Origin of the sequence: Kribbella steppae (genome assembly GCF_004342025.1) — a bacterium.
GTDB classification, from domain to species: domain Bacteria; phylum Actinomycetota; class Actinomycetes; order Propionibacteriales; family Kribbellaceae; genus Kribbella; species Kribbella steppae.
In genome coordinates this window covers 51,090-73,955 of record NZ_SLWN01000012.1, presented here as the reverse complement: position 1 = coordinate 73,955, position 22,866 = coordinate 51,090, and the positions used below count along the sequence as shown (strand labels likewise).

The 22,866-nt window shown below is 68.0% G+C and carries 28 protein-coding genes; 17 read left to right on the top strand and 11 right to left on the bottom strand.

Annotated features, from left to right (window positions below):
• The first annotated feature begins 40 nt into the window (after positions 1-40).
• Positions 41-808 (top strand): SDR family NAD(P)-dependent oxidoreductase, encoded by a 768-nt coding sequence (locus EV652_RS31180; protein WP_132212864.1) that lies wholly within the window; start codon positions 41-43, stop codon positions 806-808.
• A gap of 49 nt (positions 809-857) precedes the next feature.
• Positions 858-1,892, top strand: coding sequence for a Gfo/Idh/MocA family protein (locus tag EV652_RS31175; RefSeq protein WP_132212863.1), 1,035 nt, complete (start codon positions 858-860; stop codon positions 1,890-1,892).
• 241 nt (positions 1,893-2,133) lie between these two features.
• On the opposite strand, the gene EV652_RS31170 is transcribed toward EV652_RS31175, so the two are convergent.
• Positions 2,134-2,340 carry a hypothetical protein gene (locus EV652_RS31170; RefSeq protein ID WP_132212862.1) on the bottom strand — a complete coding sequence of 69 codons (207 nt, stop codon included), beginning with the start codon at positions 2,338-2,340 and terminating at the stop codon, positions 2,134-2,136.
• Positions 2,341-2,476: 136 nt separating this feature from the next.
• On the opposite strand from EV652_RS31170, the gene EV652_RS31165 reads away from it, so the two are divergent.
• The 5 genes from EV652_RS31165 (at position 2,477) to EV652_RS31145 (ending at position 7,081) form a co-directional block, all read left to right on the top strand.
• Positions 2,477-4,783, top strand: a complete 2,307-nt coding sequence (locus EV652_RS31165; RefSeq protein WP_132212861.1) for a CehA/McbA family metallohydrolase — start codon at positions 2,477-2,479, stop codon at positions 4,781-4,783.
• Entirely contained in the window at positions 4,783-5,187 is a 405-nt protein-coding gene (locus EV652_RS31160; protein WP_132212860.1) for a hypothetical protein, read from the top strand. Before EV652_RS31165 ends, EV652_RS31160 begins: the two co-directional genes overlap by 1 nt.
• Before the next feature lie 171 nt (positions 5,188-5,358).
• On the top strand, positions 5,359-5,841 hold the full coding sequence (locus tag EV652_RS31155) for a universal stress protein (RefSeq protein WP_132212859.1): 483 nt from the start codon (positions 5,359-5,361) through the stop codon (positions 5,839-5,841).
• Positions 5,842-5,944: 103 nt separating this feature from the next.
• Positions 5,945-6,592, top strand: coding sequence for a helix-turn-helix domain-containing protein (locus EV652_RS31150; RefSeq protein ID WP_132212858.1), 648 nt, complete (start codon positions 5,945-5,947; stop codon positions 6,590-6,592).
• A gap of 48 nt (positions 6,593-6,640) precedes the next feature.
• Entirely contained in the window at positions 6,641-7,081 is a 441-nt protein-coding gene (locus EV652_RS31145) for a pyridoxamine 5'-phosphate oxidase family protein (protein ID WP_132212857.1), read from the top strand.
• Positions 7,082-7,109: 28 nt separating this feature from the next.
• Here the strand turns inward: EV652_RS31145 and EV652_RS31140 are convergent, their stop codons facing one another.
• The 3 genes from EV652_RS31140 to EV652_RS31130 form a co-directional block, all read right to left on the bottom strand.
• Positions 7,110-7,979 carry a universal stress protein gene (locus EV652_RS31140; RefSeq protein ID WP_242002139.1) on the bottom strand — a complete coding sequence of 290 codons (870 nt, stop codon included), beginning with the start codon at positions 7,977-7,979 and terminating at the stop codon, positions 7,110-7,112.
• A 118-nt stretch (positions 7,980-8,097) separates the two neighbouring features.
• Entirely contained in the window at positions 8,098-9,018 is a 921-nt protein-coding gene (locus tag EV652_RS31135; RefSeq protein ID WP_132212855.1) for a universal stress protein, read from the bottom strand.
• Positions 9,019-9,209: 191 nt separating this feature from the next.
• Positions 9,210-9,770, bottom strand: a complete 561-nt coding sequence (locus EV652_RS31130; protein ID WP_132212854.1) for a hypothetical protein — start codon at positions 9,768-9,770, stop codon at positions 9,210-9,212.
• 197 nt (positions 9,771-9,967) lie between these two features.
• On the opposite strand from EV652_RS31130, the gene EV652_RS31125 reads away from it, so the two are divergent.
• The 5 genes from EV652_RS31125 to EV652_RS31105 all read left to right on the top strand — a co-directional run bounded on the left by EV652_RS31125 (position 9,968) and on the right by EV652_RS31105 (position 14,054).
• Entirely contained in the window at positions 9,968-10,948 is a 981-nt protein-coding gene (locus tag EV652_RS31125; protein WP_132212853.1) for an Acg family FMN-binding oxidoreductase, read from the top strand.
• Positions 10,949-11,036: 88 nt separating this feature from the next.
• Positions 11,037-11,912, top strand: a complete 876-nt coding sequence (locus tag EV652_RS31120; RefSeq protein WP_132212852.1) for a universal stress protein — start codon at positions 11,037-11,039, stop codon at positions 11,910-11,912.
• Between the two features lie 69 nt (positions 11,913-11,981).
• Positions 11,982-12,794: a polyphosphate kinase 2 gene (ppk2, locus tag EV652_RS31115; protein WP_132212851.1), complete on the top strand. Its 813-nt coding sequence runs from the start codon at positions 11,982-11,984 to the stop codon at positions 12,792-12,794.
• Positions 12,795-12,901: 107 nt separating this feature from the next.
• Positions 12,902-13,486, top strand: a complete 585-nt coding sequence (locus EV652_RS31110) for a CBS domain-containing protein (protein WP_132212850.1) — start codon at positions 12,902-12,904, stop codon at positions 13,484-13,486.
• A gap of 58 nt (positions 13,487-13,544) precedes the next feature.
• Positions 13,545-14,054 (top strand): flavodoxin domain-containing protein, encoded by a 510-nt coding sequence (locus EV652_RS31105; protein WP_132212849.1) that lies wholly within the window; start codon positions 13,545-13,547, stop codon positions 14,052-14,054.
• On the opposite strand, the gene EV652_RS31100 is transcribed toward EV652_RS31105, so the two are convergent.
• From EV652_RS31100 to EV652_RS31085, 4 genes are all read right to left on the bottom strand, one after another.
• Complete coding sequence (locus EV652_RS31100; RefSeq protein WP_132212848.1) at positions 14,029-14,664, bottom strand: ATP-binding cassette domain-containing protein; 636 nt, start codon at positions 14,662-14,664, stop codon at positions 14,029-14,031. The genes EV652_RS31105 and EV652_RS31100 overlap by 26 nt on opposite strands.
• A 109-nt stretch (positions 14,665-14,773) precedes the next feature.
• Positions 14,774-15,094 (bottom strand): hypothetical protein, encoded by a 321-nt coding sequence (locus tag EV652_RS31095; protein ID WP_132212847.1) that lies wholly within the window; start codon positions 15,092-15,094, stop codon positions 14,774-14,776.
• A 126-nt stretch (positions 15,095-15,220) separates the two neighbouring features.
• Entirely contained in the window at positions 15,221-15,460 is a 240-nt protein-coding gene (locus EV652_RS31090; RefSeq protein WP_206752101.1) for an SHOCT domain-containing protein, read from the bottom strand.
• A gap of 27 nt (positions 15,461-15,487) precedes the next feature.
• Positions 15,488-16,363 carry a universal stress protein gene (locus tag EV652_RS31085; RefSeq protein WP_132212845.1) on the bottom strand — a complete coding sequence of 292 codons (876 nt, stop codon included), beginning with the start codon at positions 16,361-16,363 and terminating at the stop codon, positions 15,488-15,490.
• A gap of 196 nt (positions 16,364-16,559) precedes the next feature.
• Between EV652_RS31085 and EV652_RS31080 the strand changes: the two genes are divergently transcribed.
• On the top strand, positions 16,560-16,937 hold the full coding sequence (locus EV652_RS31080; RefSeq protein ID WP_132212844.1) for a hypothetical protein: 378 nt from the start codon (positions 16,560-16,562) through the stop codon (positions 16,935-16,937).
• 26 nt (positions 16,938-16,963) lie between these two features.
• A complete protein-coding gene (locus EV652_RS31075; RefSeq protein ID WP_132212843.1) occupies positions 16,964-17,938 on the top strand; it encodes an Acg family FMN-binding oxidoreductase in 975 nt (324 codons plus the stop codon).
• 42 nt (positions 17,939-17,980) lie between these two features.
• Here EV652_RS31075 and EV652_RS31070 read toward each other — a convergent pair whose 3' ends face one another.
• Positions 17,981-19,051 carry a zinc-dependent alcohol dehydrogenase family protein gene (locus EV652_RS31070; RefSeq protein ID WP_132212842.1) on the bottom strand — a complete coding sequence of 357 codons (1,071 nt, stop codon included), beginning with the start codon at positions 19,049-19,051 and terminating at the stop codon, positions 17,981-17,983.
• A gap of 228 nt (positions 19,052-19,279) precedes the next feature.
• On the opposite strand from EV652_RS31070, the gene EV652_RS44195 reads away from it, so the two are divergent.
• From EV652_RS44195 to EV652_RS31060, 3 genes are read left to right on the top strand one after another with little or no spacing between them, the layout of a single operon-like run.
• Positions 19,280-19,492: a hypothetical protein gene (locus tag EV652_RS44195; RefSeq protein WP_158441296.1), complete on the top strand. Its 213-nt coding sequence runs from the start codon at positions 19,280-19,282 to the stop codon at positions 19,490-19,492.
• Positions 19,493-19,532: 40 nt separating this feature from the next.
• The gene (locus EV652_RS31065) at positions 19,533-20,057 is read left to right on the top strand and encodes a DUF1579 family protein (RefSeq protein WP_158441294.1); all 525 of its coding nucleotides are present in this window, start codon (positions 19,533-19,535) and stop codon (positions 20,055-20,057) included.
• A 22-nt stretch (positions 20,058-20,079) separates the two neighbouring features.
• On the top strand, positions 20,080-21,537 hold the full coding sequence (locus EV652_RS31060) for a DUF4389 domain-containing protein (protein WP_132212840.1): 1,458 nt from the start codon (positions 20,080-20,082) through the stop codon (positions 21,535-21,537).
• 21 nt (positions 21,538-21,558) lie between these two features.
• Here EV652_RS31060 and EV652_RS31055 read toward each other — a convergent pair whose 3' ends face one another.
• A complete protein-coding gene (locus EV652_RS31055; protein WP_132212839.1) occupies positions 21,559-21,747 on the bottom strand; it encodes a hypothetical protein in 189 nt (62 codons plus the stop codon).
• Between the two features lie 48 nt (positions 21,748-21,795).
• The gene (locus EV652_RS31050; protein ID WP_158441292.1) at positions 21,796-22,725 is read right to left on the bottom strand and encodes a hypothetical protein; all 930 of its coding nucleotides are present in this window, start codon (positions 22,723-22,725) and stop codon (positions 21,796-21,798) included.
• Positions 22,726-22,866 lie beyond the last annotated feature (141 nt).

Genomic DNA, 22,866 nt, shown 5'->3' with positions numbered 1-22,866 from the left:
TCGCTGGGGGCCCAGGTCACTCCCCATAGAAAGGACAGCCATGAACGCCCTGCAGAAGTTCTCCCTCGAGGGCAAGGTCGCTCTCGTCACCGGCGGCAGCCGGGGCCTTGGACGCGCGATGGCCGAAGCGCTCGGCGACGCGGGTGCGTCGGTGGCGGTCACAGCGCGAACGCTCGCTTCGGCCGAAGCCGCCGCCAACGAACTGAGCGAACTCGGCATTCGCGCGTACGGCGTACAGCTCGAAGTGTCCGATGTCGAGGACGTCGAACGTGCGGTCGAGCAGGTGAGCACCGAGTTCGGCGAGATCGATGTGTTGCTCAACAACGCCGGCATCGGCGTCGCCGGCCGGGCCTTCGAGACGCCCGATACCGCATGGCATGACGTGTTCTCCACCAACGTCGACGGCGTCTGGTACTGCAGTCGTGCGGTCGGACGCCGGATGGCGGAGCGGGGTGGAGGCACGATCGTCAACGTCGGTTCCATGTCGGCCGAGATCGTCAACCAGCCCCGCTGGCAGGCGTCGTACCTCTCGTCCAAGGCTGCCGTCCATCAGTTGACCAAGGCGTTGGCGGCTGAGTGGGCGCCACACGGGATCCGCGTGAACGCGATGGCGCCGGGATACTTCCTCACGGAGATGTCGCCGGTCGACCAGCCGGAGTTCAAGGAGTGGTGCGTCGATCCCGCTGCCATGAAGCGCTATGGGTTGCCGCCAGAGCTGGGGCCGGTTGCGATCTTCCTGGCGAGCGAGGCGTCGAGCTTCATGACCGGCTCGATCGTCAAGGTCGACGGGGGCTTCACCTTGTTCTGAGCCGGCCCGCCCGCCGGCTCTCTCCTACTGCATTCCTGAAGGGTCGTTCATGGTCACCATAGGCATCGTTGGCGCCGGACTGCGCGGGAGGCTGTTCGCCGAGGCTCTCCAGGCACAGCCGGACGTCACCGTCGTCGGCCTCGCGGAGCCCTCGGCCAAGGTGGCCGAGGAGGCGAGGGACGCCACGGGTCTGCCCGTCACCGCGTCGCACACCGAGTTGCTCGAGGCATTCGATCCGGACGCTGTGATCGTGGCGACCCCTGACTTCGCCCACCGCCAGATTGCCGTCGAGGTGGCCGAGGCCGGTAAGCACCTGCTGATCGAGAAGCCGGTCGCCACCACCCTGGACGACGCCCGTGCCATCGCTGCCGCGGTTCAAGGCTCGGGCGTTCGATGCCTCGTCGGCTTCGAGAACCGTTGGAACCCACACGTGGTGCAAGCCAAAGCGGCGATGGCGTCCGGGAGCCTTGGCGAGCCGATCACCGCATCAGCCACCCTGAGCAACTCCTTCTTCGTGCCGACCACCATGCTGTCGTGGGCGGCTCAGTCGTCGCCGGCCTGGTTTCTCATGCCGCACACCCTCGACCTTGTCTTGTGGCTCACCGGTAGGAAACCCGTGTCGGTGAGCGCGGTGGGATCTCGTGGTGTCCTCGCCAAGCGCGGCATCGACACCTGGGACGTGGTGCATGCCTTGGTCTCCTTCGACGACGGATCGACTGCGACGCTCTCCTCCGCGTGGACGCTCCCGGATGCCGCCGACGGCATCGTCGACTTCCGGTTCCAGGTGATCGGCACCGAGGGGTCGGTGACCGCGGATCTGTCGCATCAGGGCCTCACCGTCGTGAGCGACAAGCACCGGTCGGTGTGGCCGGTCTCCGGCCGGATCGGGCGATCACAGGTCGGCCCTGCCGTGTGGATGGTGCAGGACTTCGCGGCGGGCCTCGTCGACGGCGGCGAACTCGGCCCGGACGTCGACCACGGCGTACTGGTCACGGAGATCATCTGCGCGATCGAGGAATCGATGACCACCGGACAGACCGTGCACCTGAGCAGTCCGAGCACCGAGGCGACGGGTCGAGCCTGATGAGTCGCCAACCGACGCGGCGACGAGAGGCATGTGACAGTTGCCTCGAATCAGACCAGGTCAGTGCTGGTCGGTGTGACGGCACCGCAACTGGTCGGATACACCGCCGACGGCGCACGATTCGAACCAGCATTCACCGCTATCCTCGACGGCAGCTGGTAGCCCTGCACCGCGAAATACGTGGTCGGCTCGATCCGGGGGCTGCTTCCAGCCTCCGGATCTGCCGGCCTGACTGCTGCGGTCAGCAGCTACCGATGTCGTGGGTGTGCAGTTCGACGAGGTGCCCCTCGCCGTCGAAGTCGGCGTAGACCTCGGTGAGCACGTGATTGTGGCAGACGTCGCCGAGATGCACGCCGCCGATTCCACCCTGATCGTTCGCCATCATGGGGAACCGCAACTTCGGCCGTTCCTGCTTCACCGCCGTCCCCTCGGTGTCCACACTGTCCATGGTCTTCCCCTCCCTGTAGTGCCGGACACCACGAGCGTGCGCCACGATCTTCAGACAGCCTTAAATCCTCTGGCACTCCGCCCACCAGTTGCCTTGGGATGTACTGGTCACAGGAGCACGTTCTTCAGGAGGTCAGATGTCTGAACCCGCTGCACAGCCCCTGCTCGCCTCGGCGATCCGCGCCGTACGGACGCTGGAAGATCTCGGCGATCCATTGCCCGCCGACGTGACCAGCCGGCTGTCCGCCCTGGACGGCAGTTCGGCGGGCGACGCGGAGCGGCGCCGCGAGCTCGAGGAGCTGCTGCGGCCGTTCGTGCTGGTCGAGGCGCGCGTCGACGAGCACGGGTTGACGATGAGCACGCGCGGCGCGGCGCCGCCGCGGTTGGTCCAGCACGGCTGGCGTAGCTTCCTGGTCCGGGTCGCGAACCCGCATCGGATCGAGGCGGAATTGTTCGCGCTGAACAAGGGCGTGTACGGCGTGATCGACCACCTGAGCCACGCGGCGCGGATCGCGCTGCACGATTCGCTGACCAGCGTTCCACGGATCAAGACCGCTTGGCTGGAGGCGAAGATCGCGGCATCCGGAGTCCTGTCCGGTCTCGAGGCGGAGTACAAAGTCATCAGTCTGTACAGCCGGGACAGCGGCACACTGCCGGGTGGGTTGATGCTCGGCGTCGCGGACAGACACAACCATCACAGCCTGAGCCGGTCACCCGAGGGCGTCGCCGGCTTCCGGACGTCCTTCGAAGACCGCGACCACTCCGCGTCGTTCCAGTTCGAGTGCGCGCCGGCCCGCGACATCCAGTTCGACGTCCGCGAGCCTGACGGAAGTAGCTGCATGGCCGCGCTCACGGTCCGCGACGCGCAAGGGCGCTCGTACCCGTCGAAGGGCATGCGGCTGGCGCCCGACATGTTCTTCCACGAACACGTGTACCGCGCGACCGGCGAAGTGATCCGCCTGCCCGATGGCCCGTACGAAATCTCCGCAGCGCGCGGCCCGGAGTACCGGCCCGTCCGGCTCGAGGCCACCGTCGACTCCGACACCACGACGATCCCGATCCCACTCGACCGATGGATCGACCCCGCGAGCCACGGCTACTACTCGGGCGACCCACACATCCACGCCGGCGGGTGCTCGCACTACAGCGTCCCCACCGAAGGCGTCACCCCGGAGACCATGATCCGGCACGTCCGCGGTGAGGGACTGTGGCTCGGCAGCGTGCTCGCCTGGGCGCCGTGCTACTACCACCAGAAGCAGTTCTTCAGTGGCAAGTCGATCAGTCCCCCGGCTGAGCTCGAATACCCCGACATGCAGGAAGCGCAGGGCATGACCTGGGTCCCGCGATCCACTGACCGTGACGGCGAGAGTCTGTTGCGGTACGACGTCGAGGTGTCCGGGTTCCCGTCCAGCCACTCCGGTCATGTGATCCTGCTCGGACTCACCGACCAGGACTATCCCGGCACCAACCTGATCGAGGACTGGCCGTCGTGGAACCTGCCGATCATGCGCTGGGGACACGCACAGAACGCGCTGGTCGGCTACGCGCACTGCGGAGTCGGACTCGCGGTCGGCACCGACGAACTCCCCAACTACCTCATCCCGTCGTTCCAAGGCATCGGCTCCAACGAGATCATCGTCGACGTACCCCTCGGAGCCGCCGACTTCCAATGCGGTGGCCAGTTCGCCCCCGCTGCCGAGCTCAACATCTGGTACCACCTGCTCAACGTCGGCTACCGCACCTTGATGCTCGGCGAGACCGACTATCCCTGCATGTACGACGAAGGCCCGGGCGTCGGACGCACGTACGTACGACTGGCCGAACCACCGCAAGGCCCGCAGGCGCTGGAGGCCTGGATCACCGGACTGCAAGGAGGTACGTCGTACTTCGGTGACGGCCGCAGTCACGTCTTCGACCTGGCCGTCGACGCCGACCTCAGCCGCGAACACACCGCAGCCACGCCCGGCCAAGTCAGCGTCAGCGCAACTGTCGCCGCCTGGCTGCCTGAGCAGCCGCCCGCGCCACCGGCAGGTCGCCCGGTCTACAGCGCCCCCATGGGCTGGCACCTGGAGCGGGCACGGCTCGCCGAGACCCGAAACGTCCTGCTCGAGGTGCTGGTGAACGGCGTCGTAGTGGCAACGCAAGAGCTACCGGCCGACGGCACCGAGCACGAGGTCGCCTTCGACGTGACACTGGAACGCTCGTCCTGGATAGCGATGCGGATCCTGCGCAGCGTGCACACCCAGCCGATCTTCGTCGAAATTGCCGGCCAACCGATCCGAGCCTCCCGACGCAGTGCCCAGTGGTTGCACGACTCCGTCGACGCCCTGTGGAAGACCAAGTCCGGATTCATCCGAGACACCGAACGCGCAGCTGCACGCGAGGCGTACGACGCCGCCCAAGCCATCTACCTCACCCGGCGAGACGAATGCGAGGCCGACTGATGGACCAGACACACCACGCAGACGCGTGCGGCTGCTCCGCCCCCGTCGAAACCAATGCACCGATCGCAGTCACCATCAACCCCGAGGCCCGCGTCAACGCCGCCCGAACCACCGCACCCATCGGCAAGCTGACCCCAGCCGAGTGGCACACCATAGACGTCACCCTGATCAACGACGGCTTCGTCACCGGCCCTCTGGCCATCGAGACCGAGCCGGTCCCGGGCGTCAAACTCGACGCACCACCGCACGAACTCACCGGACAACACCGCCAGGACATCGCCTTCCGGATCCACTTCGACGCACCCACCGTCGTCGACGTACCCCTGACCTTCCGAGCCCTCGCCGCCCTCGGCGGACTAGCCACCCACAGCACCCTCCACCTCCTCCTCCGCGCCACGAAGTAACCCTCGCCAAGACCGTCTACAGCTCATCGCTCCCGGACGAACGTCACTTGGTAGCAGTCGGAATCACGCCCGCCAGCCAGTGAGTTGCTATGGCGTGGACCTACCGAGGTCCCGGTCGGTCAGGGCCTTCTGGCCCTGGGCGACTGGCCGGGGGCGACGTGGAATGGGAGAATGAGCGAGCAGCCGGCGACTGTTGTTACCGTCGTCCCGCCTGAGCTGGCCGGCCCGGTGGTCGTAGTACCGGACGGTTGGGATCCCACTCAGGTTCAGGGACTGATCGTGGTCGGCGTCAGCGCGTCGGCGGCGTCCCAGGAAGCGGTTGGGTGCGCCTTCGAGGCCGCCGCGACGCGGGGCGCCGAGCTGATCCTGGTGCACGTCCTGGACGACGTTCCGGCGGGCTCGGGCGGCATCGCCGACCAGCCTTGGTATCCGGCTGCCCGGCGACTCGTCAGCCACGCTCTCGACGGCTGGGCGGACAAGTTTCCAGCCGTGACGTTCCGGACTCACTACCGCCGCGGCGATCCAGCTGAGGTCCTCGCCCGCTACTCACGGGCTACGGACCTCCTCGTGATCGGAGGGCCGCTGTCGACACCGCTCGGAATGAGCCTGCGGGAGCGTAGCCGGTGCCCGATCGTGTTCGCCGGCGGGCGCTGACCGTCAGAAGGCCCTCGGTCCTCGCCGGCCGGGACTTCGTCCTCTGGGGGACCGGCCCTGGCGGAGATTGGATGGCGGTACGGCACCCAGGAAGGCACTCAAGATGAACACCACCACCCCGCACCAGCCCGCGGTCGATCTCGCCACGCGCGTTCGGCAGCGGCGGATGGCGCTCGGACTCAGCCGTGCCGACACCGCCCGGCGAGCCGGTCTCAGCATCGAGGCGATCGACCAGATCGAGAGCCGGCCGGTCGCGATGACCGCCGGCGACCTGCTCCGACTCGTTGAGGCACTGGACACCACCGTGTCCGACCTGGTCACAGAGCCGCCGGAGCAACCATCGAGAGGGCTTAGCCCCGTCCATCCGACCCTTCAGGGCATGCCACGGCCGGAGTGCCTCGCATTGCTTCAAACCGGCGGTATCGGCCGGATCGCCTACCAGGCGGCCAACCAACTCATGGTCGTTCCGGTGACGTTCAGCCTGTACGACGAACTCATCGTGTTCCGTACCGCCCAGGACGCCGCGATCGCGCAGTACGCGCTGGAGCCGGTCGCGTTCGAGGTCGACCGCATCGACGAAGGCATGCACCAGGGCTGGAGCGTACTCGTCAACGGCACCGTCCGGCCGGCCACCGACGACGAGGCTGCGCAGGTCCATGACCTCGTCGAGCCATGGGCTGGTGGCACCCGCGACACGTGCATGGTGATCGAGCCCGCCCAGGTCAGCGGTCGACGGGTTCGTGCCTGGTGACCGACGCCGCCAGACCAGCGTAGTACTGCCGCTTCCGGGGACACCGCAATGACGACTCTCGACCATTTCGACACCGCCGGCCTCAAGATCCTCACGCGGGCGGAGTGCCTGCGCCTGCTCGGTTCGGTGTCGGTGGGGCGCCTCGTCTACACGGACGGCGCGCTGCCCGTCGTACGACTGGTCAATTTCGTCGTCGACGCCAACACCGTTGTCTTCGCCAGCGCCGACGGGGACAAGCTGCGGGCTGCCGAACGCGGTGACGTCGTCGCCTTCGAGGCGGACGCCGTCGATCTTGACAGGCATCTCGGCTGGACCGTGACGGCCGTCGGGCATCTGTCCGTCGTACCGTCCGACGAGACCGAACAACTCGCCCGCGAGATCCGGCTTCGTTCCTGGGCACCGCTGCGCAACCCGCGCCTGATCCGGCTCGGGATCGAGTCCGTCACCGGCCGCCGTCTCGTCCCCTGGGCCCAGCGGCCCCACGACTGAGGCACTTCGCGCGGCCGGATCGACGAGATCATGGACTCCCAGGAGCGGCTGCGCGGTTCCGCACCACCGCGACCGGGCAGGTGGCGCTGTGCAGCAGGCTCTGACTCACCGACCCAAGCAAGAGGCCGCGGACTCCGCCGCGGCCGCGTGAACCGACCACGGCCAGCGACGCGCCGCCGGCGTGCTCCGCCAAGGTGGTGGCCGGTCGGCCGCCGACGACCTCAGCCCGTACGGCGACGGCCGGGAACTTCGCGCGCAGCGGCTCGAGGCTCTCGGCCAGCCAATTACGCAACAAGGCCTCGGTGTCCTCGACAGCACGGTCGTGACGGTCCGAGGGCTGCCAGCAGTAGACGACGCTCAACGGCGCGTGGGACCTGGCTGCCTCCTCGAAGGCGAACTCCAGCGCTGCCTCGGAGTCCTCCGAGCCGTCGGTCCCGACCACGATCGGACCGTCGTGTGCATTGCCTTTGACCACCACGACCGGACAGGTAGCGCGGGCGGTGACCGAGGTGACCACCGAGCCCAGCACGGCCGCCTGCAGCCGGTGGTGGACTCGCGATCCGAGCACCACGAGCTCCGCATCGGACGATTCGGTCAGAATCGCTTCGGCCGGTGGCTCGTACGCCAGCCAGCCGGACGCGGCGTCGTACCCGAGCCGGTCACGGACGTAGGCGACCGCGGCATCCAATTCGGCCTGGAACTCGTCGACCGGCGGCGTGGGAACGTGGCCTTCGACATCGATCGCGGGCCAGTGGACGGCCTGATTCAGATAGGCACGCACGACCCGGACACCCAGGCCGCGGGCCTCAGCGGCAGCGACCGCCCAGCGCAGCGCGAGCTGACTCTCCGACGTCTCGTCGATGCCTACGACAACGAATTTCGCGCTTCCGTCCGTCATGTTCGCCACAAAACTCTCCTTCAAACGACGGATCACCGACGATGTCGCGGTTGATACCAACCTTGATGCTCATACCCACACCACTCGTAGTTGATCTTGCCGTGGTATGTCATTCCTGTCAGTAGGTCGGTACGACGAGCTCGCCGCGCAGAACGGGCTTCGCGAGTAACCGTTCCCGCTCGGCGACGGTCGGGTGATGGGGAACGATCGCGACCGGGCACGTCATCGCGGCCACCGAACGGCGTGCGACCGGATCGGCGATGGCCAGTGGGCCAGCATGCGCACCGACCACGATCAGTCCCACCTCCCGGCTCTCGTGGACCAGCGCCGCCACCGCGTCTCGGCCGGTGAGGAACCTCGTCACCCGGACCTCCGGGAACTCGCTTGCCCAGGGCGCCAGTGCCTCGGACATGGCGTGGTCGGCGCGGGTGATCCAGGAGTGGCCGGCGTCTTCGCGGACCTTGTCCTCGCCGGCATGCAGGACGATCAGATCGCCCTCCCGGTCGGCGGCCTCCCTGAAGGCGAACTCCAGTGCTTCGGCCGACAGCGGCGTACCGTCGATGCCGACGGCAACTTTCCGGTCGGCGGCCGACGGCCGCCAGGACAGCGGAACGACGACGACCGGGCAACCGGTCCGCCCGGCGAGGAACAGATTGCCCTGCGCGGCAAGCAGGCGCTGCGGTCCGCGCGCACGGGTTCGTCCGACGATCAGCATCCGGGCGTGCCGGGCGATCGTCGGCAGGACCCGCTGCCTGGATCCTTCCTGCGAGACCGCGTTCAGCTGGAGACCGTAGCCGTAGCGGTGCCGGATGTGCGCGACAGCCGCGCGCAGGCTGGCGTCGGCGAGCTCAGCCGGCGGTTCCGGCAGTTGGCCGGGCTGCATGGGCGAGTGCGCCGCATGCGCATGGTACGGCGCAGCAAGAATCAACTCGGCGCCGATCCGCAATGCCTCCATGCAGGCGTAGTCCACGATCCGCAGACCCTCCGCCGTGCCGTCAACCTCCACCGCGATGGGGCCGGTCCGTGCCCAGGTGCTCATGACGTCCCTCCACTTCTGACATTTCGAGCGTCTCAGCGAGTACGCACCGGCGGCAGAGCCGCCGTGCCCTTGGTCGCGTGACAGATGGCTGACCCCCGCGGGACCTTCGGCCCGTGGGGGTCATTCGGCGCCGGTGTCACGCCAGGAGTTGTCGAACCCGACGTGGATCACAGGCTTTGCCGGCATCCAGATCACCGCAGCCAGGGGTAGCGCTGGACCAGGTCGAGCTTGCCCCACCAGCGGCCGAAGCCCCACACGTTGCCAGCGGCAACCAGGGCCAGAACCACAACGGTGATCGCACCGAGGATGTGGTCGTCCAGCACCGGGTTGTTCTCCGGCGGCAGGGCGGCGGTCCACATCATGATGTACAGCAACGCACCGGTGCCAGCCGCGATCCGCATCCCGATGCCCAGCGTCAGCGCAAGACCGATCCCGGCCAGGCCGACCATGAACAGCGGGGTGACCCACCAGTCACCGACCAGCGACTGGTAGAAGTCCGCGAACGGGCCACTGGTGCCCTTGCCCAGGAATCCCGCTGTCGGGTCGCCGCCGTCGATCCAGCCCTTGCCGGCCGGGGTGGCGTAACCGAAGCCGAAAACCTTGTCGAAGAAGGCCCACAGGAAGCTGAGTCCGTAGGCGATCCGCAGTACGGCCAGCGCACGGCCGGCCGCGACCGTGATGACCGGGCGCGAGTCGCTATCGGGCGCCAGCACAGGTGCCGCGAGGTTCGTCCGCTGCGGGGTGGTGGTCATGATCTTGTCCTTTCGTCTTGCTGGTTGCCTCGATCGTCCGGCGTCCGTCGGTGTTCGTGGCAGGGGCCGTGGTCACCGTCCGGGCTGCCGAAAGGCCCGACCCTTCAGGACCGTTGCCGCTGTCCGCGGCCGACCGAATCCAGGCACGCTGAGAACGCGGCACCTCAGGCCGCCGATGCAGGTCGAGGAGGGCCCCCATGTCGGACATCCAGCTGTCGGCAGAACAGATCGACGTACTGCTGCGCGCGGCGGTGGCGGCGCCGAGCATGCACAACACCCAGCCGTGGCGGTTCGAGGTGAACGACCAGGTGATCGACATCTACCTGGACGGAGCCCGCACACTGCCGGCGGAGGATCCGACCGGCCGGGCGATGCGAATCGCGGCCGGGACGGCGACCTTCAACCTGCGCTGCGCGGCCGCCGCGCTGGGATACGGCTCCTGGCTCGGTCTGGCCCCGGAGGCGGACGAACCCGACCTGCTCGCCCGGATCGTGCTGGAGCCGAGCAACACGCCGGACCAGCAGCTGCTCGACCTGTCCGCAGAGATCCCGCGCCGCCACACCAGCCGCGATCCGATCCGGACCGCGCCGCTGGCCCAGGAGACCCGGATCGACCTGGTGAGGGCCGCGCTGGCCGAAGGGGCCGAGCTCACCTGGCTGTCGGCCGAGCAGATCGAGACCGTCGTCGACATGTTCCTCGACACCGACCTGCGCGAGATCGGTGACTGGCACCGCCGCGCCGAACGGGCCCACTGGGTCGGCGGCGACCGTGCGGACGACGGCATCCCGAGCTCCGCACTCGGGCCCCGAGCCGGCAGCTATCGGACGGCGTTCCGCGACATGGGGACCCGGCCAGCGGATCGGACCCGTGCCCAGGCGGCATTCGAGCAGCACCCGAACCTGGCCGTGCTGTCGACCGAGCACGACGAGCCCGCAGACCAGGTCGCTGCCGGCCTGGCGCTGGAGCGCGTCCTGCTGACGGCGACTCGTCACGGTGTCGCCGCCTCGTTCCTGAACCAGCCGCTCGAGTACGACGACCTGCGCCAGGAGGTGCAGCGGACAACCGGCAAGGCCGGCTTCGCCGACATGGTGATCCGCTTCGGCCACGCCCGCCCGCCGTCCTCCACCCCACGCCGACCGGTCTCGGAGTTCGTCCGGCCCACTCCCCCGCCGGAGTAGGCGGCTGAAGGAATACGGGCCTTGAGCCCTACTGTGCGCGGCCGCGGTCGGGGACAGTCGAGGTATCACGCCAGGTCGAGGAGGCACGATGTCGTCACAGACCGCACCGATCGTCGTAGGGTACGACGGTTCACCCGCCAGTCTCACAGCATTGCACTGGGCCACTTCCGAGGCGGTCCGGCTGCATGCGCGGTTGCGCGTCGTCGAGGTGTTCGAGCTCGTGATCACAGTCCGTCCCACACCCGGGACCGTCGTACCGCTCGAGGCGGTGCGTACCGCTCGGGAAGGTGGGCTCGCCGCCCTCGCGGACGGACTCCGTGCGCAGCAGCCGGACCTCGAGGTGGAGACTGTCCTGACCGAAGGCACGCCGGCCGAGACACTGATCGAGGAGAGCGCCCAGGCCCGGATGATCATCCTCGGCTCCCGCGGACTCGGCGGCTCGACCGGGCTCCTGCTCGGCTCCGTGACTGTCCAGGTCAGTGCCCACGCGCAGTGCCCGGTCCTCGTGGTGCCGCCCGACGTGCATCCACGGGCGCTCGAGAAGCCGACCGTGGTCGTCGGCGTGGACGGCTCGAAGGTTTCCGCGAAGGCGATCGACTTCGCCTTCGATCAGGCCGAGGCGCTCGGTGCGCGGGTGATCGCTGTCCACGCCTGGACGAGCCCGTTCCTCACCTTCGACGAAGGCCAGACGATGCTCCAGTTCGACGAGGTCGCGGTGCAGGAGTCCGGCCGCGTGCTGGTCGCCGAGTCGGTGGCCGGCGCGATGGCGGATCACCCTGACGTCGAGTGCGAGACCCGACTGATGACCGGTCGTGCCGCGCGCACCCTGCTGCTCGCCGCCGAGTCCGCGAGCCTTGTGGTCGTTGGGTCCCGCGGCCGCGGCGGCTTCACCGGGCTCCTTCTCGGCTCGGTCAGCCAGAGCGTCCTGCACCACGCCCACTGCCCCGTCGCGATCGTCCGCTGACGCCTCTGGAGACCAGCTCCTGACGGCCGCCGACGTACCCGTCGCTTATCGGATCAAGGGAGGACAGTGATGGCTCGAAAGAAGGACCGGCGGCTGCCGAAGAAGGTCTACCGAAGTGAGTTGCTGCGGCTGCAGGCCGAGCTGGTCAAGCTGCAGGAGTGGGTGCGGGTCGAGGGCGCGCGCCTCGTGGTGGTCTTCGAGGGACGCGACGCGGCCGGCAAGGGCAGCACGATCAAGCGGGTGACGGAATTCCTCAACCCCCGGGTCGCACGAATCGTCGCACTCCCCGCGCCGACCGAGCGGCAACAGACGCAGTGGTACTTCCAGCGGTACGTCGAGCACCTGCCGGCGGCCGGCGAGATCGTGCTGTTCGACCGCAGCTGGTACAACCGGGCCGGCGTCGAGCGGGTGATGAAGTTCTGCACCAGCCAGGAGTACGCCCGCTTCCTGCACCAGAGCCCGATCTTCGAGCGACTGCTCGTCGAGGACGGCGTACTGCTGCGCAAGTACTGGTTCTCGGTCAGCGACAGCGAGCAGGAGAAGCGCTTCCGCAGCCGGCTCGACGACCCGATGCGCCAGTGGAAGCTCTCTCCGATGGATCTGGAGTCGATCACCCGCTGGGAGGAGTACTCGCGCGCCAAGGACGAGATGTTCGTCCACACAGACATCCCGGAGGCGCCGTGGTACGTGGTGGAGAGCGAGGACAAGCGCTCGGCCCGGATCAACATGATCGCCCACCTGCTGTCCACCGTCCCGTACTACGAGGTGCAGCGCCCGCCGCTGGAGCTCCCACCCCGGCCCCCATCCGGCGGCTATGAACGCACTCCGCGCGACATGCAGACACAGGTCCCCGACCACGCCGCAGGTCTGGTCGGTCGCTGACCCGGTCGGGGCGCCGAGTGACCCGCCTGCCAGTGACCTTCGGCCCTGCTCCGAGCCCCGGATACGGCGTGCAATGGCAGCAGGCGAACCGAATGAGGTGAATTGCGATGCTGATCCAAGACCTGATGAGCACACCGGCGATCACGGTACTGGGCGAGACCCCGGTCGGTGAGGCGCTCCACCTGCTCGACGAGCACAAGATCAGTGCGCTGCCGGTGGTCGACCGCCGCGGTCACCTGGTCGGCGTGGTGAGCGAGGCGGACCTCATGCAGGACGCTCTGCAATTGGATGACCGGGCTCTGTCCGTTCCGATCAGGATGTCGGCCAGCGCCCGGCCGCGCCGGGTGGCCGAGGTGATGGCGCGCCTGGTGGTGAGCGTGCACAGCGACGACGTCCTGGACGACGCAATCGACCTGCTGCGCGCCACGATGGTGAAAAGCTTGCCGGTTCTCCAGGAGAACCGGGTGATCGGTGTGATCAGCCGTAGCGACGTGATCCACTTCCTCGCCGAGCGGGACACCCAGATCCGCACCGACGTCGCCAGGCGACTGCACGACCGCAACCCCGACTGGCGGGTCGAGGTCGACGACGGCGTCGTGAAAGTGTCCGGGCCGGTCAGCGATCAGGCCCGCCACCAGGCCGAAGCCGTCGTCGGCACCGTCCGCGGCGTCATCGCCGTACACGTCAGCTGACCGTCCCGAACCTGCCGTGAACGAGCGGCGGGCTCTGCACTTGAACTGGAGGGCTTCGATGTCCGGACAGGTACTCGTGGCCTATGCCACCAAGATGGGCGCGACCGCCGAGATCGCCGAGGCGATCGGTGACGAGCTGCGCGAACACGGTCACCAGGTCGACGTCCGGAACGTCGCTGACGTCGGGTCGATCGCCGAGTACGACGCGGTGATCGTCGGCAGCGCGATCTATATCCGCCGTTGGCGTCCGGAAGCGGTGCGTTTCCTCCGCAAGCATGTCGACGAGCTCGGCGACCGGCAGGTCTGGCTCTTCCACAGCGGACCCGTCGGACCGGACAAGGACCAGGAGCAGGAGCTGCCGATGAACGTCCGGCGGCCGGCCCGGCTCATCGGTACGCCACCGGTGATGACGTTCGCCGGACGACTCGATCCCCAGACAGCCAAGGGCTTCCTGGCCCGTCGGCTCGCCCGAGGTGATCTGGCCGGCGACTCTCGCGACTGGAAGCTGATCAAGCACTGGGCCGCCGGCATCGCCGGCGCGATCAGCTCGCCGGCACGATCCGAGTAGCGCAGCCCTCGACGTCGTCGGCGCTGGTGGCGGTCATCAGTACCGCGGTACCGGTTGTCGCCACGTCGCGCAGCACCACGGCCAGCTCGCGGCGACCGTGGTCGTCGAGGTCGGTCATCGGGTCGTCCAGCACGATGACATCCGGCCGGTGCATCAACGCCTGTACCAGGCCCAGCCTGCGCAGCTGCCCGCGAGACAGTTGGCCCATCGGACGATCCAGGTCCAGGCGCAGCCGTTCAGCGAGCTCCAGGGCGAACGAAGCGGTGCAGTCACGCACCGCGGCACAGATGTCCAGCACGTCCCGGGAGTTCAGCGAGCCCATCGTCTCCAGGTCCTTCACCAGGAAGCCGACACGCAGCTTCAATTCGTCCCGATCGTCGAAGGGGTCCAGGCCCAGCACTCGCACCGACCCCTCGGCCGCCGGCCGTGCTCCGACGACGGCCCGGCTCACCGTGCTCTTACCCGCACCGTTCGGGCCGACCAGAGCGACGACCTCGCCACGACGGACCCGCAAGTCGGCGATCCGTATGCCGTGGATCGACAGGCCGCTGACCACGATCGCCTCGTCCAGCCCCAGGTCGGTCGTGCCCTGCTCGATGATGGTGGTCATCGCCCGTTCCCTTCCCTCGATCCCTCCGAACGACAGTTCCCGCGAGGGCCGAACGTGCGCCCTCACCAGGACTTCGTGCCACCAGCACGGCTGGATCGGTGAGCTGGCGCTACTGGTCTGCAGGCTTCCGGGCTCGTGGGGTCGTGGGCTTCTTCGGGCGTGGGATCGAGATGATCGTCCAGCCGGCGGCGAAGATCACGACCAGGAGGACGCGGACCGACTCCGACAAGTCGCCGGTCCAGACCGCGGTACCCAGCACCCAGGGGAAGAACAGGAACCAGACGACGATCTCGGCGAACCACGGCAGGCCCTGGATCGAGTTCGCGAGCGCGTCCAGGCGATCCGTTCGGAGCAGGACGAAGAACGCCACCCACATGCCGACCATCCAGACGAACCAGACCTTCGAGCTCGTCGCAACGCGGCCTCTCACACTCTGGTGGTGCCTCAACCCCGGATCGTTAGCTTGCTCAGGCGATTTGGGCATTTGCGCGGACATCATGGCCTCCTTCACGGGCCGCTTTGATCCCGACGGGCGCCCCGTCGCCCACGGGCTGGTTCAGAGATCGATGTCGTGCTCACGCAGCCGAGCGCGGGCCTCGTCGAACTCATCGCGATCGAGCTCACCAGCGGCGTACCGGCGCTCGAGGATGTCGAGCGGCGACGGAAGCCGCCGCGGCACCGGCCGACTCTGCCTGATCAGGTGCACGCCAATTGCTATGGCACCAGCCACCACGGCCAGCCAAGCCGTCAAGGCGAGCATGATCCAGACCAACTCCGGTCCGCCGGCGTCATGCATGATCACAATCATCGTCAGTGCCCTTCGTCAGGCGGTGTGAACGACCGCGATCGGGCAGGTCGCATGCTGAAGCACGCCGCGACTGACCGAGCCGAGCAGCATCGACGTGACCCTGCGGATGCGGCGGCCACCGACGACCAGCAGCTGGGCGTCGCCGACCTGCGCGGCAGTGATCACACCATCGACCGCGTGGCCACAGCGGACATCGACCTCGACGGTCAGCTGCGGATGCTTCACGCGCAGTTTGTCGGCGACGGACTCGACGTACCGCTGGGCGTTCTCGGCCCACTCGGTGCTGACCCCTGCGACGTTCATCGCGTCCCAGCTGTAGATGTTGGGCAGGTCCCAGACATGCACGATGCGCAGCGGTACCCGCCGCTCCTCGGCAGCCGCGACCGCGAACTCGATCGCCGCGTAGTTCTGACCGGAGTCGTCGATCGCGATGAGGACCGGACCGGCGTGGTCGTTCGGTTTCCATCCGTCCGGTACGACCACCACAGGCACGGTCGCCTGGTGGACCACCGCCTCGGAGGTCGAGCCGATCAGCAGCCTCTTGAAGGCACCCATGCCCCGCCGCCCGACGACCAGCATGGCGCTGCCCTCGGCGGCCTCGGCGAGTTTGACGGCAGGTGCCCCCACCCGCAGGTCGGCGTCGTAGTCCAACCTGCTGCGTGAGCTGTCGAGGTGCCAGTGGACATCGCCGACCAGATTCGTCGCGGTGTCGTCGATGACGATCGGCGACCAGTACGGCGTACCACGGACCGCCTCGTCGATGACGTGGATCGCACGCAGCGGCTCGTGCCGAAGCTCTGCCTCTTGCACCGCCCACTCGAGTGCGCCGGTCTCACGCCAGGAAGCGTCCACGCCGACGATGATCGGCCAGTTGCCGGTGTTCATGGTCATGTCCTCTCCCCTGACTCCTTCACCTCGATCCTTCCGCCGCTTCCACGACACCGGCAGAGACCGCGGTCACCACCGGACCTGCCGAAGGACCCGGCTAGTCGGGACCCATGCCGCTGCCCGCCGGCGGCGTACTGCAGCAGGCTGAGAACGCAACCACTCATGCGTCGCCGAGTCAGGTCGAGGAGGACTACCGACAATGAACGCAACCGATGCACTGCTGCGTGACTTCGACCGCTGGGACGATGACCTTGCCCGTCTCGAGGACGAGTACGCGGCGGGCGACTGGGCCCAACGCGAGCGGCTGATGATCACCGCACAGCGAACAGTCACTACCTACCGCGACCGGATTCTTCCTCAACTGCGAGCAGAGGCGCCGGCCACGACGTACGGGCATGTGGTGGCGGACCAGCTCACCCATGCGGTCGACCTGCTCGACGACCTCCAGCGTGAGCTGGTCAGGCCGGGCCAGACCGCCCACCTGGAGCTACGCATCAACGAGACGCTCGCGGTGATCCGGGTCCTCGGCACGGTCGTCCGCCGCGTTCACCAACTCGACCATGCGCATCAGTTCTGATCCAGCGGGGCCCGGAAGGAATCGACATGAGCACGACCAGCTTCGTGACCGAGGATGAGGTGGGCATCATGCTCGCCGCCGCCGGACAGGCACCCTCGATGCACAACACTCAACCCTGGCGGTTCGAGATCAACGGCTCGGTGATCGACGTCCTGCTGGACACCGACCGCGCCCTGCCCGCAGCCGATCTGTCCAACAGATTCGTCCGTGTCGGTCTCGGCGCCGCGGCCTTCAACCTCCGCGTCGCCGCGGCCATGCTCGGCCACGAGACGACGCTGGCGATCGACCCCGATCCCGCCGTACCGGATGTGGTGGTCCGGATCTTCCTGGCCGACCGCAGGGTTCCGGTCGCGGGCCTCGCTTCCCTGTACGGCGAAGTGAGCCGGCGCTTCACCTATCGCGGCCCGATGGTCGACCGACCGATGTCGCCCAGATTGATGCAGCTGCTGATCGAGGCAGCGACATCGGAACACGCGGAGCTGCGCTGGCTGGACGACGAGCAGCGTGCAGGTCTTGGTCCGATCGTCCGGTCCGCCGACGACCGCGACGTTCACGAGGAGGACCGGCTGCACGAGAGGCTGCGGTGGATCGGCGGCGATCGCACGGCCGAGGGCGTTCCGGACTCCGTACTCGGCCCGTTGCCGGCCCGCGCCGGCGCCGTCCGGGACCTGTCCGCGGGTGTCGACATCCCCCACCGCGAGCATGCAGCCTTCGAGCCGACGCCGGTCATCGCGGTACTCGCGACCGCGGATGACGACGAGCGAGCCTGGGTGCGAGCCGGCATGGCGCTGCAGCGAGTGTGGCTCACGGCAACTTCCTACGAGCTGGCGGCCTCGTTCCTCAACCAGGCCCTCGAGTACCCGGCTCTGCGCGACCAGGTCCGGACCCTGATCGGCCGCGACGCGTGGCCCCAGTTGATCATCCGCCTCGGGTACCCGACCGAGGGATCCGGCCTTACGCCGCGGCGCCCGTGGAACGAGACACTGGACGCATGGCGCTGACAAGCAGCTGAGCCTGGCCCCGCCGGGCCAGGCCCGCCGTTGTCAGGTCGCGTGCGTCTCCGGCTCCATGCCCTGCTCGGTGAACAAGGCAATCTTCAGCGCACCGGTCTCGCCCGCCCGACTGAAGACGTCGTACGCGTCCTGCATCTCGTCCAGTCCGAAGCGGTGGGTGATCAGTCCTGGCATCGCCAACCGGCCCGCAGCCAGCATCGACAGGAGCCGCGGCGTCGTCGCGGTGTCGACCAGCCCGGTCGTGATTGTCACGTCCTTGATCCACAGGTCTTCCAGGTGCAGCGTCGCAGGTGCGCCGTGCACGCCGACGTTCGCCACCGTGCCGCCGGGACGGATGACCTCGGTGCAGAGCTCGAAGGTAGCGGGAATGCCGACGGCTTCGATCGCCACATCGGCGCCCAGTCCGTTGCTCATCTCGCGTACGGCGGCGGCCACGTTCTCGTCGGGTCCGATGGCCAGGTCGGCGCCGAGGTCGAGCGCGGCCTTGCGACGCGGTTCCGCCATATCCACCACGATGATGTAGGACGGGCTGAACAGCTTGCTGGTGGTGATCGCGGCCAGGCCGATAGGTCCGGCGCCGACGATGACGACGGTGTCTCCCGGCCGCACCCGGCCGTTGAGCGTACCGACCTCGTAGGCCGTCGGCAGGATGTCGGCCAGCAGCAGCGCCGACTCGTCACCGACGTTGTCGGGCAGCTTGTACACCGACCGGTCGGCGAACGGCACTCTGACCTGCTCAGCCTGCGTCCCGTCGATGAGGTGGCCGAGAATCCAGCCGCCTCCACCGAGGCACTGTCCGTACCGGCCCTGCCGGCAGTACTCGCACCGGCCACACGACGTGATACACGAGATCAGGACACGGTCGCCGACCGCCACTCCCCTGACACCCGCGCCGGCGGCGGTGATCGTGCCGACCGCCTCGTGGCCGAGGATCCTGCCTTCCTGCACGGACGGTACGTCACCCTTCAGGATGTGCAGGTCCGTCCCGCAGATGGTCACTGCGTCGACCCGCACGATCGCGTCCTCGGGATCCTCGATCACCGGATCCGGCATGTCCCGCCAGCTGCGCTGCCCGGGACCGTTGTAAACAAGCGCCTTCATGGTCGATCGTCCTCCAAGGTCGAACGTCTCAGCTCGACGATTGCCGACCCGACGCTCGGTTGGCAGGGCCCAAACACACCTTCGGGCGGGACCTTGGTCGCCTGTTCCCGGGTCTTCCGCCCCGGTCGCGCACTCTGGCAGCCTCCCGGGACCACGAAGGGGCCTACGGACCGGGTGGTGTGGACCTTGGACCCTGACCAGATCCGCCTTCCCTTCCTAGCGTCAGAAGTGGAGTGGAAGGAGGCGACCAGATGGAGCTCGCGATCCGGACCCGCCGACTGGGCGCCGCTCTCACCGTTCCACCAGGCCTTCACCGATGGACCTCTCGGCGCCGGACTGCCGGCTGCCTACCTCTGGCTCCTCGGCGGCGCCGCCGTCCTGGTCGCCATCGCCCTGCCGGCCCTCGACGGCCGCGACATCGCCACCAGCCACGGCAGGTGAGCCGGCTTCTCCGCACCACATCACCAATGAGGAGTATGTGATGACCATCCGGCCCGGCACGATCTCGATGCCACTCCAGGCAGGCGCGGAGATGCGCGCCCTCGCCCGCTTCCACCGCGACGTCACCTGGACCGGCACGATCGAGGCTGGCGCGCTCGGCCCCGACAGTCCCCCGATGACTGCGACCGGCGGGGCCGCACACCGCGTGATCCAGGACGGTCTGTGGATCGTCGGGGACTATTGGCAGGACCAGTTCCTTGCCGACGGCACCTTCGTGCTCCGCTGGCAGCTGCACTGGGTGGCCGGTTGGGACCCGCAGGCCAAGGAGTACCGCGCCACCATCGCCGACAACTACGGGCACACCGAGATCATGCGTGGCTGGATCGACGGTGATCTGCTCACCTTCCAGACGATCGACCGCAAGCCGATTCGGATCCGCCTGCGCTGGCAGCTCGTCGACGACGCCACGATGACGTGGCGCAACGAGGCCTCCGTCAGCGGCGGGCCGTACCAGCTGGTCGAGCGCTACGTGTGCCACACCACGGCACCTGCGTCTGCGGACTGAAGGACCGCACCAAGGAGGAATCATGAAGCACTATCCGATCCGGCTCGAGGGCAACCTCGATCCGTCCGTCAGCCGCGGTCTGTGGCTGGTGAAATGGCTGCTCGCCATTCCCCACTACGTCGTCCTGGCCTTCCTCTGGCTCGCCTGCCTGGTGCTCAGCGTGATCGCGTTCTTCGCGATCCTGTTCACCGGCAGGTATCCACGGTCGATTTTCGACTTCACCACCGGAGTTCTGCGGTGGAGCTGGCGAGTCGGCTTCTACGCCTACAGCGCGCTCGGCACCGATCGCTACCCGCCGTTCACGCTGGCCGACGTACCTGACTATCCGGCCCGGCTCTCGGTCGACTACCCGCCACGGCTGTCCCACGGACTCGTACTGGTGAAGTGGCTGCTGGCCTTCCCGCACCTGGTGGTCATTGCGATTCTGCTCGGCGGCGGTCCGTACCTGTCCTATCGGGTCGCTGATACCGCCATCTCGGCTGAAGGCGGTGGCCTGATCGGGATCCTGGTACTGATCTCGGCAGTGGTCCTGCTCTTCACCGGCCGGTATCCGCGCGATCTGTTCGACCTGATCATCGGCTTCAACCGCTGGGTCTACCGGGTCGCGGGCTACGTCCTGCTGATGACGGACGAATACCCGCCGTTCCGCCTCGACGCAGGCAGCGGAACCGCATCGCATGCCGTCGAGGACAGCCCGCAGACTCATCCAGTCACCCAGTCGGTCCCTGCCCAGTCTGGCGGCGGTCAGCCGACGACTCATGCCCAGTACGCCGACCAACCGGCGCACCGCTGGACTCCCGGGCGCGCGATCAGCGTTGTCGCGGGATCTGTGCTGGTCTTGGCCGGTATGGGCATGGTGCCCACCGGCGCCGTCGGGCTGTGGGCGGACCAGACCGCCCGCGACTCCAATGGTTACATCGGCACCGACCTCAACCGGTTCTCCAGCCCGGGGTATGCCATCACCACAGAGGCGGGCGCCATGCACTTCGAGGGCCCGGACTGGGTGATGGACCGCATGCTCGGCGACGTCCGGATCACTGCGGTCAGCGCCACGTCGGCGCCCGTGTTCATCGGAATCGCACCGGCCGGCCGCGCAACGACGTACCTGGCGCCGATCGAGCACACCGTGATCCATCGGCTGGACCAGAACGTGACGGCGAACGAACAGCGGGCCGGACAGGCACCATCGATCCCACCGGGCGACGAGTCGTTCTGGGTGGCGAAGACTGCCGGAGCTGGTCAGCAGACACTTGACTGGCAGCCGCGGTCCGGCTCCTGGACCGTCGTGGTGATGAACGCGGACGGCACCCGGCCAGTACAGACCGACCTCGCCGTCGCAGCAACCATCCCCTGGCTCGACGACGCCTCCTACGCCCTGATCGGCGTCGGCCTGCTCCTCCTCATGATCGGCGGATCACTGATCGCCATCACAGTAAGTCGTACCCAACACCGGGCCACGCCCGCCCCGATCGTTGCCTGAATCCCGACGGCCGCCTGGACGTTACCTCCGCCGTACGCCCAGGCGGCCTTTGGTGACCGCTACGAGGACCGCCGCCGCGACCACATAGACAGCCAGGATGACCCAGTCGGGGCGGTCCAAGGCGGACGTGTAGGCCCGGTCGTGCGCCATCAGGATGAGATTGTCCTGGGCGGGCGTGAAGCTGGCATGAAGCACGATGCACAGCAGCACACTGCCGGTCCTGGCCCACAGGTATTCGGTCTCGCGTCGCGATCTCGGTCATTGCACACCTCGCGTCGGGTGGTCGGATGGGGACGCGTCGTCCCACAGGCTCGGTCGGAGGAAGGTGTGCTCATCGGCACGTAGAGCGCGAAGCCATCGCACCGTCAGCCAAACGCTTGCCACGAGCAACGCTGCCGACGGACCAGCGTCGGGACCGAGGTGCAACGTCTCGCCGGTGACCAGAACTGCCGCGACTCCTGCCCAGAGCGCCGTGAACAACGTGACAATCTTGATCAGCGCCACCACCGCCAATGGACCGCCGACGGGGCGGCCGCGCAGCAGCATCACGCCCACGGCAGCGATGCACGGAAGTACGACGACCAGATCGAGCACGAACACCGGGTACGGCGTGCCGCCGACTCCCTCCGGGTCGGGGACAGGTCCGCCAGCGGCGTACGGAACAAGCGTCGAGAGCCAGAGCAGCGCGAACAGGACCGCTACGACGAGCAGCATCCAGCCGGTCCCACGCTCGAGGCGCCGCGAGCCGGGCCGTTGCCACGCCGAACCACGCAGACGAAGTAGCCCGTTGAGCAGAGCCGCGCCGGCGAGCGACTCGATCACCACGTACACAAGGAAGACGCGGTTCATCGGGACGCCGGTCAGGTAGATCGCGTAGCTGTACACGACGTACGCCAGGAGGCCGAGCCGGGCGAGATGGCCTCGCGGAGAGACTTGGGGCCGACGGACCAGGAAGACCAGGACGCCGGCGACCAGGATGCTGCAGACGTCCTGGGCCTGCGCGCCCAGGACGGTCGCGGCCGGAAGATCGCGGTACGGCTCGGCGGCCAGCAAACCGTAGGCCGACGCCATCACGATGCCCAGAGCAAGCGCGACGGTGGACCACAGCGTCACGGCAGTGCGGCGCACACCCGACGGGGGGCCGCCCACGTGAGTCGAATTGCTCGCGGTCGTGCGTTCGGTAGTCATGGCGCCTCGTCTCCCCTTGTCATCTCCAAGGTCGCCACTCGTGTGCCACCGGACCAGGGTCCAAGGTCTCCAGACACTGGGACTGTCCTCAGGTCGCGGGACCTTTGCCCCTGCCCGTGTAGGTGGGCACCGGTGCATCGT

Coding starts and splice junctions, on each gene's coding strand:
- EV652_RS31180 (WP_132212864.1), top strand. CDS start 41: ATGAACGCCCTGCAGAAGTTCTCCCTCGAGGGCAAGGTCGCTCTCGTC.
- EV652_RS31175 (WP_132212863.1), top strand. CDS start 858: ATGGTCACCATAGGCATCGTTGGCGCCGGACTGCGCGGGAGGCTGTTC.
- EV652_RS31170 (WP_132212862.1), bottom strand. CDS start 2,340: ATGGACAGTGTGGACACCGAGGGGACGGCGGTGAAGCAGGAACGGCCG.
- EV652_RS31165 (WP_132212861.1), top strand. CDS start 2,477: ATGTCTGAACCCGCTGCACAGCCCCTGCTCGCCTCGGCGATCCGCGCC.
- EV652_RS31160 (WP_132212860.1), top strand. CDS start 4,783: ATGGACCAGACACACCACGCAGACGCGTGCGGCTGCTCCGCCCCCGTC.
- EV652_RS31155 (WP_132212859.1), top strand. CDS start 5,359: ATGAGCGAGCAGCCGGCGACTGTTGTTACCGTCGTCCCGCCTGAGCTG.
- EV652_RS31150 (WP_132212858.1), top strand. CDS start 5,945: ATGAACACCACCACCCCGCACCAGCCCGCGGTCGATCTCGCCACGCGC.
- EV652_RS31145 (WP_132212857.1), top strand. CDS start 6,641: ATGACGACTCTCGACCATTTCGACACCGCCGGCCTCAAGATCCTCACG.
- EV652_RS31140 (WP_242002139.1), bottom strand. CDS start 7,979: ATGACGGACGGAAGCGCGAAATTCGTTGTCGTAGGCATCGACGAGACG.
- EV652_RS31135 (WP_132212855.1), bottom strand. CDS start 9,018: ATGAGCACCTGGGCACGGACCGGCCCCATCGCGGTGGAGGTTGACGGC.
- EV652_RS31130 (WP_132212854.1), bottom strand. CDS start 9,770: ATGACCACCACCCCGCAGCGGACGAACCTCGCGGCACCTGTGCTGGCG.
- EV652_RS31125 (WP_132212853.1), top strand. CDS start 9,968: ATGTCGGACATCCAGCTGTCGGCAGAACAGATCGACGTACTGCTGCGC.
- EV652_RS31120 (WP_132212852.1), top strand. CDS start 11,037: ATGTCGTCACAGACCGCACCGATCGTCGTAGGGTACGACGGTTCACCC.
- ppk2 (WP_132212851.1), top strand. CDS start 11,982: ATGGCTCGAAAGAAGGACCGGCGGCTGCCGAAGAAGGTCTACCGAAGT.
- EV652_RS31110 (WP_132212850.1), top strand. CDS start 12,902: ATGCTGATCCAAGACCTGATGAGCACACCGGCGATCACGGTACTGGGC.
- EV652_RS31105 (WP_132212849.1), top strand. CDS start 13,545: ATGTCCGGACAGGTACTCGTGGCCTATGCCACCAAGATGGGCGCGACC.
- EV652_RS31100 (WP_132212848.1), bottom strand. CDS start 14,664: ATGACCACCATCATCGAGCAGGGCACGACCGACCTGGGGCTGGACGAG.
- EV652_RS31090 (WP_206752101.1), bottom strand. CDS start 15,460: ATGCATGACGCCGGCGGACCGGAGTTGGTCTGGATCATGCTCGCCTTG.
- EV652_RS31085 (WP_132212845.1), bottom strand. CDS start 16,363: ATGACCATGAACACCGGCAACTGGCCGATCATCGTCGGCGTGGACGCT.
- EV652_RS31080 (WP_132212844.1), top strand. CDS start 16,560: ATGAACGCAACCGATGCACTGCTGCGTGACTTCGACCGCTGGGACGAT.
- EV652_RS31075 (WP_132212843.1), top strand. CDS start 16,964: ATGAGCACGACCAGCTTCGTGACCGAGGATGAGGTGGGCATCATGCTC.
- EV652_RS31070 (WP_132212842.1), bottom strand. CDS start 19,051: ATGAAGGCGCTTGTTTACAACGGTCCCGGGCAGCGCAGCTGGCGGGAC.
- EV652_RS31065 (WP_158441294.1), top strand. CDS start 19,533: ATGACCATCCGGCCCGGCACGATCTCGATGCCACTCCAGGCAGGCGCG.
- EV652_RS31060 (WP_132212840.1), top strand. CDS start 20,080: ATGAAGCACTATCCGATCCGGCTCGAGGGCAACCTCGATCCGTCCGTC.
- EV652_RS31050 (WP_158441292.1), bottom strand. CDS start 22,725: ATGACTACCGAACGCACGACCGCGAGCAATTCGACTCACGTGGGCGGC.